Source organism: Pseudorhodoferax sp. (genome assembly GCF_047601025.1).
Classification (GTDB): Bacteria; Pseudomonadota; Gammaproteobacteria; order Burkholderiales; family Burkholderiaceae_C; genus Pseudorhodoferax.
Window position 1 is genome coordinate 4,049,533 of the sequence record NZ_JASGJZ010000001.1, and the last position, 18,119, is coordinate 4,067,651.

Genomic DNA, 18,119 nt, shown 5'->3' on the forward strand with positions numbered 1-18,119 from the left:
GTCTAGACCTTCCAGTAGTCGTGGTGCGGCGCGGCCGCTTCGTCGATCAAGGCGGGGCCGATCACCGTGAACGGCTCCGCGCTGCGGGCAAACACTTCGCGGCAGGACATCTCCAGGTCCGCCGCACCGGCCTGCGTGGCGCGGAAGCGCCGCAAGGAAGCCGCGTCGATGCCGAACACGACGCGGCGGATGCCGCTCCAGAAGATGGCGCCCGCGCACATCACGCAGGGCTCGCCGGAGGCGTACATCGTGGCGCCCGACAGCGCCTCGCGGCCGTGGCGCGGCGCCAGCCGGCGCAGCGCGTTGACCTCGGCATGCGCGGTGCAGTCGCCAGTGGCGGCGTTGTCGTTGCAGGCCTCGGACAGCACGGTGCCGTCCGCCGCCACGACGACCGCGCCGAACGGCCGGTTGCCGCGCGCGCTGCCCTCGACCGACTGCGCGATCGCCTGGCGCAGGTGGCGGCGGTCGGCCTCGGTCAACTCCTGCGGGCCGCTCATGCCTGCACGCTCCGCTCGGCCGCGGCCGGCAGGAAGGCGGGGTTGAACACGGCCTCGGCGGCCGGGCGGGCCTTCAGCCCGAAGGTCTCGGCGATCTCCTCGACCTGGCGGGCCAGCAGCTCGGGCCGCACTGCGCCCAGGCCGTGGGCGCGGGTGTCGGCGGTGACCATGTACTTCGCGGTGATCGCGAAGCGCTGGGCCTCCAGCTTCTCGTCCAGCATGGGCTCGCGCTGCTTGACGAAGGCCATCGCGGCCAGCGGGTCGGCCAGCGTGTCGCGGACGCCGCGGTTGGTGGCGCGCAGGAAGGCGCGCACGATCTCGGGCTTCTCGCGGGCCAGCTTGCCGGAGGCCAGGATGGCGTTGCCGTACAGGCTAGCGCCCACGTCGGCGTACGCCAGCACGGCCAGCTGCGATTCCGGGATGCGCTGGAACAGCGACAGCGCCGAGTCGTGGAAGTAGGTGGCGCCGTCCACGTCGCCGCGCACGATCACGTTGTCGCGCTGCGAGAAGTCGGTCGTGACCCACTCGAAGGCGTCGGGCTTCATGCCGGCATGCCGGGCGGCGATCGGCCAGGCGCGGCGCGTGGACTCCACGGCCGCGGCGGCGATGCGCTTGCCGGCCAGGCTCTTGAAGTCGCCGACGCCGCGGTCCTTGCGCGCGATGATCACGAACGGCGCGCGGTTGTAGTACTGGTAGACGGCCTGCACTAGCGGGCCCTGCGCGGCCTGGAACTCCATCAGCGCCGACAGGTCGCCGAAGCCCAGGTCGTAGGCGCCGCTGGCCACCCGGGTGATCGCGGCCACCGAGCCGCTGCCCACGTCGAAGCTGGGCGCCAGGCCTTCCTGGGCGTAGTAGCCCTTGCCGAGGGCGACGAAGAACGGCGCGGTCTGGCCGCTGATGCGGAAGTCCAGCGTGAACTTCAGCGGCACGGCCTTGGCCGGCTGGGCGATCGCGAAGGCGGGCAGGGCGGCGGCGCCCAGGGCAAGAAGGTGGCGGCGGTGCATGCGGGGATTCCTGGCGTGGGGTGTTCGATGCCGGCCAGTCTAGGAAGCGCGGGGCCATGGCGACAGGCACGCGCCGGCCATGTTCCCCATGGCCGCGGTGTTATGGGCCGGGCGCGATCGCTGTCATCGCGCGTTCACCGAGCCTGCCTACATTGCGCTCGCGGCGGCCGGCGCTCCCTGCCGGCCCGGCGCTTCCCACCTCGATCCGGAACCTCCAGAACAATGTCTACCCACACTTTTGCGTTCCCGTGCGCGAGGGCTCTGCGATGAGCCGCCGCGACTTCCTGCGCACCATGGCCCAGGCCGGCGGCGCCAGCGCCGTGCTCGCCACCTTCCCGCCGGCCATCCAGCGCGCGCTGGCGCTACCCGCCAACCAGCGCACGCGCACCCTGCAGGACGTCGAGCACATCGTCGTGCTGACGCAGGAGAACCGCAGCTTCGACCACTACTTCGGCACGCTCGAAGGCGTGCGGGGCTTCGGCGACCCGTTCCCGATCCCGGTCATGGACCGGCAGAACCTGTTCCAGCGCAAGACCGTGTTCGTGCAGCAGACCGTCGGCGGCGCGCCGGTACCCGGCCGGCCCAACTGGCCGCAGAGCCGCGCGATCGCGCCGTTCCGCCTGAACACCGAGCAGGACTTCCCGGTGATGCGGGTGGCCGGCACGCCGCATTCGTGGCTGGACGCGCAGCTGGCCTGGGACCACGGCCGCATGAACGACTGGTGCGCGGCCAAGCAGAACCACTCGATGGGCTACTACGCCGAGGGCGACCTGCCGTTCCAGTTCGCGCTGGCGCGGGCCTTCACGCTGTGCGACCACTACCACTGCGCGGTGCAGACCGGCACCAACACCAACCGCCTGTTCCTGTGGAGCGGGCACAACGACCCGCTGGCCGTGGCCGGCGGCCCGTCGACGGACAACAGCCACGACAGCTTCAACCCGGACCCGGGCACCGACTACCGCTGGATCACCTACGCGGAGCGCCTGCAGGCCGCCGGCATCCGCTGGCAGGTCTACCAGAACATGGCGGACAACTTCACCGACAACCCGCTGGCCGGCTTCCGCCCGTTCCGCAACGCGTGGTACCAGCGGCCCGGCTATTCGCAGGTGCTGCTCGAGCGCGGCGTCGGCACGCGCGACCTGGACCTGCTGAAGGCCGACGTGCTGGCCGACCGGCTGCCGCAAGTCAGCTGGATCGTCGCCACGGCCGAGGGGTCGGAGCATCCTGGGCCGTCCAGCCCCGCGTCCGGTGCCGACTACACCGCGCGCGTGCTGGATGCCCTGACCGCCAATCCCGAGGTCTGGAGCAAGACCGTCCTGCTGGTCAACTTCGACGAGAACGACGGCTTCTTCGACCACGTGCCGCCGCCGGCGGTGCCGTCGTATACGGTCTACGACAGCGATCCGGCGCAGGCCCGGCTGGCCGGCGCATCGACCGTCGACACCACCGGCGAGTACCACCACGTGCTCAACGGCGCCGACCCGCGCACGCTGCACCGCCCGTACGGCCTGGGCCCGCGCGTGCCGATGTACGTGGTCTCGCCGTGGACCAAGGGCGGCTGGGTCAATTCGCAGGTGGCCGACCACAGCTCGGTGCTGCGCTTCATCGAGGCCCGCTTCGGCGTGCGCGAGCCGCTGATCAGCCCGTGGCGGCGCGCGGTCTGCGGCGACCTGCTGTCCTGCTTCGACTTCGTGCATCCCGAGGACAACGGCTTCCTGCAGCTGCTGCCGGCCACGGCCGCCCGGCGCGCCCGGGCCCTGGCGCTGGTGGACCCCAAGGTGCCCGCGACGCCGGCCACGCTCGCCGCCCCGGTGCAGGCCGCCGGCGTGCGGCCCGCGCGGGCCTTGCCGTACGAACTGCAGGTCCAGGCCCAGGTGCCCGCGTCGGGCGGCGAGGTGGTGCTGACCTTCGAGAACGCCGGCGAAGCCGGGGCGGTCTTCCACGTCTACGACCGGCTGGCGCTGGACCAGGTGCCGCGGCGCTACACCGTCGAGCCGGGCAGGCAGCTGCAGGGGCGCTGGGCCACCGCCGCGGCCTACGACCTCTGGGTGCTGGGGCCGAACGGCTTCCATCGCCACGTCGCGGGGGACGTGCGCCATGCCGGCGGCGCCGCGCGGCCCGAGATGCTGCTGCGCGCCGAACGCGGCACCGGCGAGCTGGTGCTCGACCTGGTCAACGACGGCGACCAGCCCTGCACCTTCGAGCTGAGCGCCAACAAGTACTACACGAACACGCTGCCCGAGGTGCGCGTCGTGGCGCGTTCCAGGAGCAGCCTGCGCCTGCCGCTGGCCGCCAGCGCGCACTGGTACGACTTCAGCCTGCGCGTGCACGGCGCCGCGGCCTGGTTGCGCCGCTTCGCCGGACACCTGGAGAACGGCCTGCCGTCGATCAGCGACCCGGCGATGCAGGGCGCTGCGCAGCTGGACCAATACCGCATCGACTGAACGGAACAGAAGGACACCCACCATGAGTCTCCGACACCTCGCCGCCACGGCCGTGCTCGCCCTGGCCTGTGGCAGCCAGGCGGCGGTCGTCTACGGCAGCAACCTGGTCGTCAACGGCGATGCCGAAGCCGGCGTCGCCGGCTGGACGGGCTACTCCAGCTACGACATGCTCCAGTCCGTGGACTACGGCAACAACTGGGTGCTGCCGACCCAGCCCGGGCCGGACGACCGCGGCGCCCGGATGTTCGCGGGCCTGGGCCAGTACGCCGTCGGCTACCAGGTGCTGGATCTCGGCACGGCGACGACCGAGTCCATCGCCTTCGCGCTGAGCGGCTGGCTCGGCGGCTGGACCAGCCAGCGCGACAACGCGCTGTTCTACGTGCAGTTCCTCGACCCGTCCGGCAACGAGGTCGGGGGCGCCGCCATCGGCCCGGTGATGTCCGGCGACCGTGGCAACCAGACCGGGCTGCTGTACCGCGAAACCGGCGGATGGATGCCGGTCGGCACCAGCCAGCTGGCCTTCTGGTTGTCGATGGAGCGCCTGGACTCCAGCGACAACGACGGCTATGCCGACAACCTGGCCTTCGTGCTGCAGGCGCCGGACGCGGGCGCGGTGCCCGAGCCGGGGATGGCCTCGCTGCTGGCGCTGGGCCTGGGCATGCTGGGGTGGCTGCGGCGCCGCGCGCCCTGAGCCGCCGCGGCCCCGCCCGGCCTACTGCAGCAGTTCCGCCAGCGCGGCGACCTGCTCGCGCAGCCAGCGGCTGGCCGCGCTGGCGTGGGCGCGCTCGTGCCACAGCTGGTAGAAGCGCATCGGCGGGATCTCCAGCGGCGCCGGCGCCATGACCAGCGGCAGCTGCGCCGCGTAGTGCGCGGCGAAGCGCCGGGCCGTCGTGAACACCAGGTCGCTGGCCAGCAGCGCATGCGGCGCCATGTTGAACTCGGGCACGGTGGCGAAGATCTGGCGCTGGTAGCCGGTCTTGGCCAGCTCGCCGTCGATCGGCCCGGTGCGCGGCTGCGCGCCGGTGTGCGGCGCCAGGTGGCGCATGCGCAGGTAGCGCGCCAGCGGGATGCGTCGCTCCTGCGCCAGCGGATGGCCGCGCCGCATCAGGCAGACCACCTCGTCGGTGAACAGCGCGGCCATGCGCAGGTCCTCGCGCGGGCGCTGGTCGTTGTTGATGACCAGGTCCACGCTGCCGTCGTCCAGCGCCTGGGCCAGGTCGAAGTTGGCGTCGGCCGGCCGCACGTGGGCCGCGATGCGCGGGCCGGCACCCACCAGCCGCGCCACCACGCGGGGCAGGAAGTCCGGCGGCAGGCAGTCCGAGCAGACGATACGGAAGGTGCGCTCGGCCCGGGCCGGGTCGAAGCGGCCGCCGGCCTCCAGCCGCGCCACCTGGGCCATGATCTCGCGCAGCGGCTCGCGCAGCAGTTCGCCGCGCTCGGTCGGCACCATGCGCGCGCCGCTGCGCACCAGCAGCGGATCGCCGAGCAGCTCGCGCAGGCGCTGCAGCTTGCGGCTCACGGCCGGCTGGGCCTGGCCGCTGGCCTCGGCGGCGCGGGTGACGCTGCGCTCGGCCAGCAGCAGGGCCAGCAGCCGCAGGTCGTGCAGGTTCAGCGCATGCAGGCCATCGGGCATCAGTCGTGGATCGACGCCAGGAACTGGCGCAGCTCCGGCGTGGCCGGGCTGGCGAAGAGCTGCTGCGGCGGCCCCATCTCGTGCACGCGGCCCTGGTGCATGAAGATCAGGCGGTCGCTGACCTTGCGCGCGAAGCCCATCTCGTGGGTGACCATCAGCAGCGTCATGCCCTCGTCGGCCAGCCCCTCGACCACGCGCAGCACCTCGCCGACCAGCTCGGGGTCCAGCGCGCTGGTGATCTCGTCGCACAGCAGCACGGCCGGCTCCATGGCCAGCGCGCGGGCGATAGCCACGCGCTGCTGCTGGCCGCCGGAGAGCTGGTCGGGCCAGGCGTCGAACTTCTCGGCCAGGCCCACGCGCGCCAGCAGCCGCCGGGCCTGCTCGGCGCCGGCCTTGGGCTCCTTCTTCTTGACCAGGCTGGGCGCCAGCATCACGTTGCGGCCCACCGTCAGGTGCGGGAACAGGTTGAAGCCCTGGAAGATCATGCCCACGCGCTGGCGCAGCGCGCGCATGGCCTGCGGGTCCTCGTGGCGCAGCGGCTGGCCGTCCACCGTCAGGCTGCCGTCCTGGAAGCTCTCCAGCCCGTTGATGCAGCGCAGCAGCGTGCTCTTGCCCGAGCCGCTCTTGCCGATGATGGCGATGACCTCGCCGGGCTGCACGGCCAGGTCGATGCCCTTGAGCACCTCGTTGGCGCCGTAGGACTTGCGCAGCCCCCGGATGTGGACGATGGGCGCCTTGGCGTCAGGCACGGGCGGCATGCAGTTTCCTTTCCAGATTCTTGGCGTACAGGCTGATCGGCAGGCACAGCGCGAAGTACAGCAGGGCCACGCAGCTGTAGACCGTGAAGGGCTTGAAGGTGGCGTTGGTGATCATGGTGGCGGCCTTGGTCAGCTCGATGAAGCCGATGACCGAGGCCAGCGCCGTGCCCTTGACCACCTGCACCAGGAAGCCCACGGTGGGCGGCACGGCGATCCGCACGGCCTGCGGCAGCACCACGTGGCGCAGCTTCTCGCCGAAGGACAGCGCCAGGCTGTCCGCGGCCTCCCACTGGCCCTTGGGGATGGCGGCCACGCAGCCGTGCCAGATCTCCGTCAGGAAGGCGCTGGTGTAGAGCGTCAGCGCCAGGCAGGCCGCCACCCAGGCCGAGGTCTGGATGCCGAACAGGGCGATGCCGAAGTAGGCCAGGAACAGCTGCATCAGCAGCGGCGTGCCCTGGAACAGCTGCACGTAGCCGGCCACCAGCGGCGCCACGCCGCGCCGGGCGGCCAGCCGCGCGAGCAGCAGCGCCAGCCCCACGAGGCCGCCGCCGACGAAGGCGATCAGCGACAGCGCGACCGTCCAGCGCAGCGCCAGCAGCAGGTTGCGCAGGATGTCCCACAGGGAGAAATCGACCATGGGGCGCCTACCTTCCGTAGATGAACCGCGGGCCGATCCAGTTCAGCAGCCGGCGCAGCAGCACCGACAGCAGCAGGTACAGGGCCGTGGCGACGATGAAGGCCTCGAACGCGCGGAAGTTGCGGCTCTGGATCAGGTTGGCGGCGTAGCTCAGCTCGGGCGTGGAGATCTGCCCGCACACGGCCGAGCCCAGCATGACGATGATGATCTGGCTCACCAGGGCCGGCCAGACCTTCTTGAGCGCCGGCGGCAGCACCACGCGCGTGAAGGTCTGCAGGCGCGACAGCGCCAGGCTGGCCGCGGCCTCCAGCTGCCCGCGCGGCGTGGCCTGCAGGCCGGCGCGGACGATCTCGGTGGCGTAGGCCGACAGGTTGACCACCATGGCGATGACCGAGGCCAGCTCGGGGCTGAGCTTCACGCCCGCGGCCGGCAGGCCGAAGTAGATGAAGAACAGCTGCACGATGAACGGCGTGTTGCGGATCAGCTCCACGTAGCAGCCCGCCGTCCAGCGCGCCCAGGCCGGCCCGTGCGAGCGCACCCAGGCCAGGGCGATGCCGGCGGCCACGCCGAGCACCGCGGCCAGCGCCGACAGCGCCACCGTCCAGCCCACGCCAACGGCCAGCAGCGGCCATTCGGCGAGCACCGCGCCGAAATCCAGTTGCACCCGCATGGCGGTGGCGCGGGGCTACTGCGGCAGGTCGCCGGCCGGGCGGCCGAGCCACTTCTGGGCCAGCTTGTCCAGGTCGCCGGACTTCTTGGCCGCGACCAGGATCGCGTCGACCTTCTGGCGCAGCGCGTCCTCGCCCTTGGCGACGCCGATGAAGTTCGGCGAATCCTTCAGCAGCAGCTTGTACTCGGCGTTCAGCTGCGGGTTCTTGGCCATCATGTTGCCGGCCACCGAGGCGCCGGTGGCGATCGCCTGCACCTGGCCGGCGACGAACGAGGAGACGGTGGCGTTGTTGTCCTCGAAGCGCCGGATTTCCGTGCCGGCCGGCGCGAGCTTGCTCAGCTCCTGGTCCTCGATCGCGCCGCGGGTCACGCCGACGGTCTTGCCGGCCAGGTCGGCGAAGCTCTTGACCGCCATGCTCTTGGGCGCGAACACGGCCTGGAAGAACGGCGAGTAGGCGACCGTGAAGTCGATGACCTTCTCGCGCTCGGGGTTCCGGCCCAGCGTGGAGATCACCAGGTCGGCCTTGCCGCTCTGCAGGTAGGGCACGCGGTTGGCGCTGGTCACCGGCGTCAGCTCCACGGCCACGCCGAGCTTGTCGGCGATGTAGGTGGCCATGTCGATGTCCAGGCCCTGGGGCTTGAGGTCGGTGCCGACGAAGCCGTAGGGCGGGAAGTCCGTGGGGATCGCGATCGTGATCTTGCGGGTCTTCAGGACGTTGTCCAGCGCGTGCTGGGCGTGGGCGGCGGTGCCGGCGGCGAGGCCGGCGATGGCAGCGGCGAGAAGGGTGCGGCGGGCGAAGGGATGCATGGGGGCTGCGGCAGGAGTGGAACAGGGAGGTCGTCGGATTCGGTGCCCGCGACTGGTGCATGCGCGGCGGACCGCGGCATGCGGGGAGCCTGTATGCAAGACCTGTGCCGCGGCCGTTCCGACGGGCCGGCCATGCGTGCGTCGCCGGCCGCCGTGCTTCCCTAGAATCGGCCGACGCATGCCTGCCGATCCCGCTTCCTCCCGCCGCGTTTCCCCGCTGCCTGCCGGGCTGGCCGGAGCGCTCGGGCCGCTGCTGGCCGGCCTGCTGGTCCTGACGCTGGCCCTGGCGGCTCTGGCCATCGCCGCGAGCCACCAGCACCGCCAGGAGCGCGCCGTCGCCGCCACGCAGAATCTGGCGCGGCTGGCCGAGGCGCAGCTGTCGGACAGCTTCGACGCCATCGACCTGTACCTGCAGCTGCTGGCGGCGCGCCAGGCCGCCGGGGCGGGCGGCGCGGTGCTGCCGGCCCCGCCGCCTGCTGGCGTCGGGACCGTGGCGATCGCCGACGCGGCCGGCAGGGTGCGCCTGCGCGCCAACCCGTCGCAGCCGCTGCCCGCGGGGATGGACGAGCGGATCGCCGAGCAGGCGTTCTTCCGCCGCGCCGTCGCCGATCCGCGCGCCGGGCTGGTGGTGTCCGGTCCGGTGCGCGCCGCGCCCGACGGGCCGGCCCAGGTGGTCTTCGCGCGCGCGGCGCGCGATGCCGCCGGCCAGTTGCTCGGCGTGGTGTTCGCCGCCGTCGGCGCGGCGCAGTTCGACCGCCTGTTCTGGGGCATCGACCTCGGCCCGCATGGCGCGGCGGCGCTGCGCACCGACGACCTGCAGCCGCTCTACCACTACCCGGCCTGGGACGAGGCGCAGGGCGCCGCCGCGCCGGAGGCGTCCGCGGCATGGCGCCAGGCGCTGGCCGCGGCGCCGCTGGAGGGGACGTACGAGCCGCCCGCCGACGCCGAGGGGCACGACCGCGTCGCCGTCTACCGCCGGCTGCGCACGCATCCGTTCTACCTGGTCGTGGCGCAGTCTGCCGACGAGGCCGGCTCCGCCTGGGCGGGCGGCGCGCTGGTGCTGGCCGGCCTGGTGGCGGCGCTGGCGCCATGGGTCTGGCTGGCGCGGCGCCGTGCCGTCCGCCGGCAGCTGCAGGCGCTGCGCAACAGCCTCGGCACCATCGCCGACAACGCCTCGGACGGCATCGTCGGCATGACGCTGCGGGGCAGCATCAGCGCGTGGAACCACGGTGCCGAGCGCATGTTCGGCTACGGCGCGGCCGAGATCCTGGGCCGGCCGGCGGCCGTGCTGGCCCCGCCCGAGCGCTGCGACGAGGACGCCGCGCTGATCGCGCGCGTGCTGCGCGGCGAGCGCGTGCAGGCCTTCGAGACCGTGCGGCGGCGCAAGGACGGCGTGCCGGTCAACCTGTCGCTGGCGATGTCGCCGGTGCTCGACGCCCGGGGGCGCGTCGTCGGCGTCACCGGCATCGCCCGCGACCTCGGCCGGCGCCACGCGCTGGAGGCCGAGTCGCGGTCCACCACCTTCGACGATCCGCTGACGCTGCTGCCCAACCGCCGGCTGCTGCTGGACCGGCTGCGCCAGGCCCAGCTGTCCAGCAGCCGCCAGCGCAGCTACTACGGCGTGCTGTTCATCGACCTGGACGGCTTCCGGCAGATCAACGAGAGCCTGGGCCGCGCGGCCGGCGACCAGCTGCTGGTGGAGATCGCGCACCGGCTGCAGGCCGCCGTGCGCCAGCACGACACCGTGGCCCGCTTCGGCGGCGACGAGTTCGTGGTGCTGCTGGAAGACCTCGGCAGCCACGAGACGACCGCGGCCGACCACGTCAACACCGTGGCCGACAAGCTGCTCGACGCGATCGAGCGCGTCGTGCACCTGGGCGGCATGCCGCAGCATTGCTCGGCCAGCATCGGCATCCGGCTGCTGATCGGCAGCCACGACAGCCCCGAGCAGGTGCTGGTGGATGCGGACGCCGCGATGTACCGCGTCAAGTGCCAGCGCCGCGCGCTGAAGTCCTTCGCCTTCGAGTGAACCGGGAGAACGCCATGGCCCACGACCACCACCACGCCGCCGATGGCGACGATGTGCACGCGCCGCGCTGGAAGCACGACGGCGTGCGCGTGATCCCTGGCGACCGGCTGGACGCCAACACCGCGCAGACGCCCGGCATGGACCGCAAGGCCGCGATCAACTTCGCGCGCGTGGGCGCCAGCCGGCTGTGGGCCGGCACCGTGACCATCCACGCCAACGCCAAGACCGGCGCGCACCACCACGGCCACCTGGAGAGCGTGATCTACGTGGTGCGCGGCCGCGCCCGCATGCGCTGGGGCGAGCAGTTGGAGTTCACGGCCGAGGCCGGCCCGGGCGACTTCATCTACGTGCCGCCCTACGTGCCGCACCAGGAGATCAACGCCAGCCCGACCGAGGTGCTGGAATGCGTGCTGTGCCGCAGCGACGGCGAGGCCGTGGCGATCAACCTGGACATCGCGCCGGCGGAACGGCCCGAGACGGTGCTGTGGATCGACCCCACGCATCCGCAGGGCGGGGTCTGACCGCCGCGGCTCAGCGGCGGCTGCCGCCGCGCAGCAGCACGGCCAGCTCGGTGCCCTGCAGCACGCGGACCGGTGCCTGGCGCGCGAACGCGGCGGCGTTCTCGCTGAGCTCGCCCAGCGCCAGGAACACGGCGGCATCGGCCTCTTGCGCGCGCCGCGCGGCGTCCAGTTCGCGCAGCGGCTCCAGGCCGTGGCGCGCGGCCTTCCAGCGCTTGGCGCCGACGAGGGTGGTGCGGCCGTCCTTGCGCAGCACGAAGTCGGCGCCGCCGCCGCCAGCGCGCGCCACCTCGTAGCCGGCGCTGCGCCAGGCCGATTCCAGCAGCGCGGCGAATTCGTTCCAGCCCATGGCGGCCGCGCGGTCGAGCCGGGCCTGCACCTGGCCGGCGCTGGGCGCGCCCCACTGCCGCTTCAGCGCGATCGCGCCGATCACCGCGAACGGCAGCGCGCCGACGGCACCGAACGGCGCGTACTGGCGCGGCAGCAGCGCCAGGCTGACGGCCACGACGCCGAGCCCGATCGCGAAGCTGATCCACCAGTGCGAGCGCAGCAGGATCGCGAACAGCGAGTTCTCGGCCATCTTCAGCTTCATGCGGCGGTCGTCCAGGGCGTGCGGTGCGAAAGGGCCGGTTTGTAGCATGACCGCGGGCCACGGCCCGCGGCCGCGCCGCTCAGCGGGAGGAGGGGCGCTGCTGCGCGCGGCAGCGTGCGCAGTCCACGCTGATCTCCACGCCGTGGGCATGCATGCCCAGGCCGGCCAGGGCCTGCTCGATCTGGTCGCCGAGCGTGGGGTTGTCCCATTCGGTGGTGTCGCCGCAGCGGCCGCAGACCAGGAACAGCGGGTCGTTGTGCGGGTGCGGGCCGTGCGTGCAGACCACGAAGCTGCTGGTGGCCGTGACCTTGTGCACCAGGCCCTGCTCGACCAGGAAGTCCAGCGCGCGGTAGACCGTCATCGGCGCGACGCCGGGGTTCTGCTCGCGCATGTCGGCCAGCAACTCGTAGGCCTTGGCCGCACCGTTGCGCGCGAGCAGCAGCTCCAGCACCAGGGCGCGCTGCTCGGTCAGCTGCGCGCCGCGGGCCGCGCAGCGGGCGCGGGCCTCGGCCAGCGCTTGCCGGTGGCGCGCCGGCGTGGGCCGCTTGGCGGTCTGCACGGGCGCGCGGGGAGCGGTCTTGCGGGGCATGCCGTGGATTCTAGGCCGCGCCCTCCGGGCGCGGGACCGCCGCCCGGGGCCGGCCCGCGCAGCGCCATGGCCGCGCAGGCGCTTGTCGGCCGGATCGCGCCTTGGCGGCCACCGGCGCGGTGTCAGTGCGCCTCGGCGGCCTTGGCGGCCTCGATGGCGTCGCGCGCGTCGCCGCCCAGCCCGTTGAAGTACAGGTTCAGCAGCACGGCGGAGATGGCGGTCAGCAAGATGCCGGACTCCAGCAGCGGGTGCAGCTCGTGCATCATCTGCTGCATCCAGCGCGGCGCCACCAGCGGCAGCATGCCGAAGCCGATCGACAGCGCCACGATGTACAGGTTGTTGCGGTTGCCCTTGAAGTCCACGGCGGTCAGGATGCGGATGCCGGTGGCCGCGACCATGCCGAACATCACCAGCCCGGCGCCGCCGAGCACGAAGGAGGGCACGCTCTCGACCAGGGCGCCCATCTTGGGCAGCAGGCCCAGCACCACCATGATCAGGCCGGCGGCCACGCAGACCCAGCGGCTGCGCACGCCGGTCACGCCGACCAGGCCGACGTTCTGGCTGAAGCTGGTGTACGGGAAGGTGTTGAAGAAGCCGCCGATCACCGTGCCCAGGCCGTCGGTGCGCAGGCCCGCGGCCAGCTCGGCCTGGCCGATCGGCTTGCCGGTGATCTCCGACAAGGCCAGGAACATGCCGGTCGATTCGATCATGACCACCACCATGACCAGCGACATGGTCAGGATCATCACGATGTCGAAGGTCGGCATGCCGAACGCCAGCGGCGTGACGAAGGCGAACCAGTCGGCCTGGGCGACCTTGTGGAAGTCCATCTTGCCCAGGGCCACCGCCACGACGCAACCGGCCACGATGCCCAGCAGCACCGAGATGTTGGCCACGAAGCCGCGGCCGAAGCGCACCAGCAGCAGGATGAACACCAGCACCGCGGCCGAGATGGCCAGCGTGTCCAGCGCGCCGTAGGCCGGGTTGTCCACCATCGGGATCGGGCCGATCAGCTTGCCCACGTCGGTGCCGCGCGCCTCGGCCGCGGCGCGGGCCGCGTCCACCATGCGCACCAGCGCGGGCCCGTTGACGCTCTGCGCCATCGAGGCCGGGCCGCCCAGCGCCCAGCCCACGCCCACGCGCATCAGGCTGATGCCGATGATGGCGATGATGGTGCCGGTGACCACCGGCGGGAAGAAGCGCAGCATCTTGCTGATCGCCGGCGCGATCAGCATCGCCACGATGCCCGAGCCGATGATGGCGCCGAAGATGGCGCGCGCCCCCTCGACGCCCGGCATCGCGTTGGCGAAGGCCACCATCGGGCCGACGGCGGCGAAGGTCACGCCCATCATGACCGGCAGCTTGATGCCGAACCAGCGCGTCATGCCGAAGGACTGGATCAGCGTGACGATGCCGCAGCAGAACAGGTCGGCGCTGATCAGCATGGCCACCTGGTGCGGCGTGAGCTGCAGTGCGCGGCCGACGATCAGCGGCACGGCCACGGCGCCGGCATAGATCACGAGCACGTGCTGCAGGCCCAGCGCGGTCAGGCGGCCGGCGGGAAGGCGTTCGTCCACCGGGTGGACAGCGGGCGTGGTCATCGGGTTCTCTCCTGGCGCTGGGTCTGGAACATGCGCTGCCGGTGACGTCGGCCGGGGGCAGCCGCACGGCCGGCACAGGCCGTTTCTTCCCCCCACCACAGCGGGTTCTGTAGGGAGCTGGGGTCGCAAGACCCCGGCTTGTCAGGGGACCCGCGGCGACCTGGGTATGGGCTGAATCGTATACACAATAGAACGATTCAGTCTCCGGATAAACCCTCAAATCGCATACGTCGTGGAACTCAGGAGCCGCGGTAGGTGCTGTAGCTGAAGGGGCTCACGAGCAGCGGCACGTGGTAGTGGCCGGCCGCGTCGGCGATGCCGAAATCCAGCTGCACCTGGTCGATGAACGGCGGGTCGGGCAGTTCGACGCCGCGGGCGCGGAAGTAGGGCGCGACCTCGAACACCAGGCGCCAGCGGCCCGCGGCCATGCTAGCCGCGTCCAGCAGCGGGCCGCCGTCGTTGCGGCCGTCGGCGTTCAGCGTGAGGGTCTTGACGGTGTCGGCGGTGCCGTCGGCCTGCACGCGCTGCAGGTGCACGCGCATGCCTGCGGCCGGGCAGCCGTGGGCGGTGTCGAGAACGTGCGTGCTGAGGTGTCCCATGGAGAAATCCTTTCGGTCGGTTGCAATGTCGGGCCTGAATCGTATACGCGTTGGCGCCGTCCGCGTGCCGGCCGCGGACGCGGACGGCGACGCAAGCGCCATGCCCGTGTCAGTCCGCGGGCTGGCCGATCTCGAAGCTCGACAGGCGCTCCAGCGCGCGGACCAGGGCCGAATGATCCCAGCCGGCGCCGCCCTGCGCCACGCAGGCGGAGAACAGCTGCTGCGCGCCCGCCGTGGCGGGCAGCGCCAGGCCCAGCCGGCGCGCGGCCGACAGCGCCAGGTTCAGGTCCTTCTGGTGCAGCGCGATGCGGAAGCCCGGCGCGAAGTTGCGCGCGACCATGCGCTCGCCCAGCACTTCCAGGATGCGCGAGCTGGCCAGGCCGCCGAGCAGCGCCTGGCGCACCGCGGCGGGGTCGGCGCCGGCGCGCGCGGCGAACAGCAGGCCCTCGGCCACGGCCTGGATGGTCAGCGCCACGATGACCTGGTTGGCGACCTTGCAGGTCTGGCCGTCGCCGCTGGCGCCCACGCGCGTGATGTTGCGGCCCATGGCGGCCAGGACGGGCCGGGCGCGCTCGAACGCTTCGGGCCGTCCGCCGCACATGATGGACAGCGTGGCGTTGCGCGCGCCCACGTCGCCGCCGGAGACCGGCGCGTCCAGGTAGTCCGCGCCCAGGGCCTCGATGCGCTGCGCGAACGCGCGCGTCTCCACCGGCGAGATGGAGGACATGTCGATCACCAGCTTGCCGCGGCCGCCGTGCTGCAGGCCCGCGGCCACGCCGTCTTCGCCGAACAGCACGGCCTCGACGTCCGGCGTGTCCGGCAGCATGGTGATGACGACGTCGGCGCGCTCGGCCACGCCGCGCGCCGTGGTGCATTGCGTGGCGCCGGATTCGGCGATGGCCGCGGGCACCTTGCTGCGCGTGTGCACGTACAGCTGGTGGCCGGCGGCGAGCAGGTGGCCGGCCATGGGCGCGCCCATGATGCCCAGGCCGATGAAGCCGATCTTCTGGGGAGTGGTGGTGGTCATGGCGTGGCAGTCCTCGTGGTTTAGCGGTGGGCGCCCATCCAGCCGAGGCCGTCCTCGGTCCGGCCGGCCGGCTTGTATTCGCAGCCGATCCAGCCGCCGTAGCCGATGCGGTCCAGGTGGGCGAACAGGAAGGGGTAGTGGATCTCGCCGCTGCCCGGCTCGTGCCGGCCCGGGTTGTCGGCGAGCTGCACGTGGGCGATGCGCGGCAGGTGCCGCTCCAGCGTCGCGGCCAGCTCGCCCTCCATGCGCTGCATGTGGTAGATGTCGTACTGCAGGAACGCGTTCGCGGCGCCGACCTCGTCGAGCACGGCCAGCGTCTGCGCGCTGCGCGAGAGGTGGAAGCCCGGGATGTCGAAGGTGTTGACCGGTTCGACCAGCAGCTTCAGGCCCGCGGCCTGCAGCGCGCCGGCGGCATGGCGCAGGTTGTCCACCAGCGTGCGGTGCACGGCGGCGGGGTCGGCGTCCTGCGGCGTCTTGCCGACCAGGCAGTTGAGCTGCGGCACGTCCAGCGCGTGGGCGTATGCGATGGCCCGGTCCACGCCGGCGCGGAACTCGCGTTCGCGGCCCGGGATGCAGGCGATGCCGCGCTCGCCGGCGTTCCAGTCGCCGGCCGGCAGGTTGTGCAGCACGAGCCGCAGGCCGTGCTCCTGCATCCGGCTGCGGATGTCGGCGGCCGGATGCTCGTAGGGAAACATGAACTCGACGGCCTCGAAGCCGGTACGGGCGGCCAGCGCGAAGCGGTCCAGGAAAGGCACCTCGTTGAACAGCATCGTGAGGTTGGCGGCGAACTTGGGCATGGTGTCTCCTTGCGGTGCGCCGGGGTGCGCCGCACGCGCCACGGGCGTGCGGCGGCGCCGCCCCGGCCAGGGGGCGGTGCTCCGGGCGGGGTGGGGGATCAGTCGAGCAGGGCCGCGGCGATGGCGGTGGGGGCGTCGGCCGCGCTGGCGGCCAGGTCCTCGAACTCGACGACGTTGTCGATCTCGGTGCCCATGGCGATGTTGGTGACCTGCTCCAGCAGCACCTCGACGACGACCGGCACGCGGTATTCCTGCATCCAGGCCTCGGCCTGGCGGATGGCCGGCGCGATCTCCTCGGCGCGCTGCACGCGGATGGCCTTGCAGCCCAGGCCCTCGACCACCTTCACATGGTCCACGCCGTAGCCGCGCGCGGCGTCGCCGGCGGGCGTGTTGATGTTGTCGAAGCCCAGCTGCACGCAGTAGTCCATGCCGAAGCCGCGCTGGCTCTGGCGGATCAGGCCGAGGTAGCTGTTGTTGACGACGATGTGCAGGTAGGGCAGCTTGAACTGCGCGCCCACGGCCAGCTCCTCCAGCATGAACTGGAAGTCGTAGTCGCCCGACAGCGCGACGATCTTGCGCGTCGGGTCGGCCGCGCGCACGCCGAGCGCGGCCGGCACCGTCCAGCCCAGCGGGCCGGCCTGGCCGCAGTTGATCCAGCGGCGCGGGCCGTAGACGTGCAGGAACTGCGCCGCCGCGATCTGCGACAGGCCGATCGTGGAGACGTAGGTCGCGTCCTGGCCGAAGGCGTTGTTCATGCACTGGTACACGCGCTGCGGCTTCATCGGCACGCTGTCGTAGTGGGTCTTGCGCAGGTAGGCGAGGTCGCGCTTGCGGCCCTGGCAGGCGGCGGCCCAGGCGCTGCGGTCCGGCAGCTGGCCGGCGGCGCGGCGCTCGCGCGCGGCCTCGACGAACAGCTGCAGCGCGGCCTTGGCGTCGGAGACGATGCCGTAGTCCGGCGCGAACACGCGGCCGATCTGCGTCGGCTCGATGTCCACGTGGATGAAGCGGCGGCCCTTGCAGTAGACCTCGGGGCTGCCGGTGTGGCGGTTGGCCCAGCGGTTGCCGATGCCCAGCACGAAGTCGCTGGCCAGCAGGGTGGCGTTGCCGTAGCGGTGGCTGGTCTGCAGGCCGCACATGCCGGCCATCAGCGGGTGGTCGTCGGGGATCGTGCCCCAGCCCATCAGCGTCGGGATCACCGGGATGCCGGTCAGCTCGGCGAACTCGACCAGCAGGTCCGACGCATCGGCGTTGACGATGCCGCCGCCGGCCACGATCAGCGGGCGCTCGGCGCTCGCCAGCAGGTCCAGCGCCTTGTCGATCTGGGCGCGCGTGGCGGCCGGCTTGTAGACCGGCAGCGGCGCGTAGGTGTCGATGTCGAACTCGATCTCGGCCATCATCACGTCAAACGGCAGGTCGATCAGCACCGGCCCGGGGCGGCCCGAGCGCATCAGGTGGAAGGCCTGCTGGAACGCGCGCGGCACCTGGGCCGGCTCCAGCACCGTGGTGGCCCACTTGGTCACGGGCTTCACGATGGACGCGATGTCCACGGCCTGGAAGTCCTCCTTGTGCAGCCGCGCGCGCGGCGCCTGGCCGGTGATGCACAGGATCGGGATGCTGTCGGCGCTGGCCGAGTACAGGCCGGTGACCATGTCGGTGCCGGCCGGGCCCGAGGTGCCGATGCACACGCCGATGTTGCCGGCCCTGGCGCGGGTGTAGCCCTCGGCCATGTGCGAGGCGCCCTCGACGTGGCGCGCCAGCACGTGGGCGATGGTCTGGCGCTCGCGCAGCGCCGCGTACAGCGGGTTGATCGCGGCCCCGGGCACGCCGAAGGCCTGGGTGATGCCTTCCTTCTCCATCACGAGCGCGGCGGCCATCGCCGCCTTCATTCTTGCCATCGCGGGTCTCCTGGTTGCTGTG

The 18,119-nt window shown here is 72.3% G+C and carries 18 protein-coding genes; 4 read left to right on the forward strand and 14 right to left on the reverse strand.

The window, feature by feature from the left end:
* Positions 1 to 2: 2 nt before the first annotated feature.
* Positions 3 to 497, reverse strand: a complete 495-nt coding sequence (locus QM782_RS18895) for a nucleoside deaminase (protein WP_415204431.1) — start codon at positions 495 to 497, stop codon at positions 3 to 5.
* A complete protein-coding gene (locus tag QM782_RS18900) occupies positions 494 to 1,501 on the reverse strand; it encodes an ABC transporter substrate-binding protein (protein WP_415204432.1) in 1,008 nt (335 codons plus the stop codon). Before QM782_RS18900 ends, QM782_RS18895 begins: the two co-directional genes overlap by 4 nt.
* A 266-nt stretch (positions 1,502 to 1,767) precedes the next feature.
* On the opposite strand from QM782_RS18900, the gene QM782_RS18905 reads away from it, so the two are divergent.
* Together QM782_RS18905 and QM782_RS18910 are read left to right on the forward strand one after the other, a co-directional pair.
* On the forward strand, positions 1,768 to 3,945 hold the full coding sequence (locus QM782_RS18905; protein WP_415204433.1) for a phosphocholine-specific phospholipase C: 2,178 nt from the start codon (positions 1,768 to 1,770) through the stop codon (positions 3,943 to 3,945).
* Between the two features lie 22 nt (positions 3,946 to 3,967).
* The gene (locus QM782_RS18910; protein ID WP_415204434.1) at positions 3,968 to 4,636 is read left to right on the forward strand and encodes a PEP-CTERM sorting domain-containing protein; all 669 of its coding nucleotides are present in this window, start codon (positions 3,968 to 3,970) and stop codon (positions 4,634 to 4,636) included.
* Between the two features lie 21 nt (positions 4,637 to 4,657).
* On the opposite strand, the gene QM782_RS18915 is transcribed toward QM782_RS18910, so the two are convergent.
* The 5 genes from QM782_RS18915 to QM782_RS18935 are packed head-to-tail and all read right to left on the reverse strand — an operon-like array spanning position 4,658 to position 8,450.
* A complete protein-coding gene (locus QM782_RS18915) occupies positions 4,658 to 5,578 on the reverse strand; it encodes a LysR family transcriptional regulator (protein WP_415204435.1) in 921 nt (306 codons plus the stop codon).
* Positions 5,578 to 6,336, reverse strand: a complete 759-nt coding sequence (locus tag QM782_RS18920) for an amino acid ABC transporter ATP-binding protein (RefSeq protein ID WP_415204436.1) — start codon at positions 6,334 to 6,336, stop codon at positions 5,578 to 5,580. The genes QM782_RS18915 and QM782_RS18920 overlap by 1 nt, the downstream gene beginning before the upstream one ends.
* Positions 6,320 to 6,973, reverse strand: a complete 654-nt coding sequence (locus tag QM782_RS18925; RefSeq protein WP_415204437.1) for an amino acid ABC transporter permease — start codon at positions 6,971 to 6,973, stop codon at positions 6,320 to 6,322. Before QM782_RS18925 ends, QM782_RS18920 begins: the two co-directional genes overlap by 17 nt.
* A 7-nt stretch (positions 6,974 to 6,980) precedes the next feature.
* A complete protein-coding gene (locus QM782_RS18930) occupies positions 6,981 to 7,643 on the reverse strand; it encodes an amino acid ABC transporter permease (protein ID WP_415204438.1) in 663 nt (220 codons plus the stop codon).
* 15 nt (positions 7,644 to 7,658) lie between these two features.
* Positions 7,659 to 8,450, reverse strand: a complete 792-nt coding sequence (locus QM782_RS18935; protein WP_415204439.1) for a transporter substrate-binding domain-containing protein — start codon at positions 8,448 to 8,450, stop codon at positions 7,659 to 7,661.
* Positions 8,451 to 8,628: 178 nt separating this feature from the next.
* Here QM782_RS18935 and QM782_RS18940 point away from each other — a divergent pair, with 178 nt between their 5' ends.
* Positions 8,629 to 10,479 (forward strand): diguanylate cyclase domain-containing protein, encoded by a 1,851-nt coding sequence (locus QM782_RS18940; RefSeq protein ID WP_415204440.1) that lies wholly within the window; start codon positions 8,629 to 8,631, stop codon positions 10,477 to 10,479.
* 14 nt (positions 10,480 to 10,493) lie between these two features.
* Positions 10,494 to 11,000 carry a cupin domain-containing protein gene (locus tag QM782_RS18945; protein WP_415204441.1) on the forward strand — a complete coding sequence of 169 codons (507 nt, stop codon included), beginning with the start codon at positions 10,494 to 10,496 and terminating at the stop codon, positions 10,998 to 11,000.
* 10 nt (positions 11,001 to 11,010) lie between these two features.
* On the opposite strand, the gene QM782_RS18950 is transcribed toward QM782_RS18945, so the two are convergent.
* The 7 genes from QM782_RS18950 to gcl all read right to left on the reverse strand — a co-directional run bounded on the left by QM782_RS18950 (position 11,011) and on the right by gcl (position 18,097).
* Positions 11,011 to 11,589 carry a restriction endonuclease gene (locus QM782_RS18950; protein WP_415204442.1) on the reverse strand — a complete coding sequence of 193 codons (579 nt, stop codon included), beginning with the start codon at positions 11,587 to 11,589 and terminating at the stop codon, positions 11,011 to 11,013.
* A 79-nt stretch (positions 11,590 to 11,668) separates the two neighbouring features.
* Entirely contained in the window at positions 11,669 to 12,178 is a 510-nt protein-coding gene (locus tag QM782_RS18955) for a Fur family transcriptional regulator (protein WP_415204443.1), read from the reverse strand.
* 122 nt (positions 12,179 to 12,300) lie between these two features.
* Complete coding sequence (locus QM782_RS18960) at positions 12,301 to 13,779, reverse strand: nucleobase:cation symporter-2 family protein (RefSeq protein ID WP_415204444.1); 1,479 nt, start codon at positions 13,777 to 13,779, stop codon at positions 12,301 to 12,303.
* A gap of 239 nt (positions 13,780 to 14,018) precedes the next feature.
* Complete coding sequence (uraH, locus tag QM782_RS18965; protein ID WP_415204445.1) at positions 14,019 to 14,378, reverse strand: hydroxyisourate hydrolase; 360 nt, start codon at positions 14,376 to 14,378, stop codon at positions 14,019 to 14,021.
* A gap of 109 nt (positions 14,379 to 14,487) precedes the next feature.
* The gene (locus tag QM782_RS18970; RefSeq protein WP_415204446.1) at positions 14,488 to 15,405 is read right to left on the reverse strand and encodes a 2-hydroxy-3-oxopropionate reductase; all 918 of its coding nucleotides are present in this window, start codon (positions 15,403 to 15,405) and stop codon (positions 14,488 to 14,490) included.
* A gap of 20 nt (positions 15,406 to 15,425) precedes the next feature.
* Positions 15,426 to 16,202, reverse strand: coding sequence for a hydroxypyruvate isomerase (gene hyi, locus QM782_RS18975; RefSeq protein WP_415204447.1), 777 nt, complete (start codon positions 16,200 to 16,202; stop codon positions 15,426 to 15,428).
* Between the two features lie 98 nt (positions 16,203 to 16,300).
* Entirely contained in the window at positions 16,301 to 18,097 is a 1,797-nt protein-coding gene (gene gcl / locus QM782_RS18980; protein ID WP_415204448.1) for a glyoxylate carboligase, read from the reverse strand.
* Positions 18,098 to 18,119: the final 22 nt, after the last annotated feature.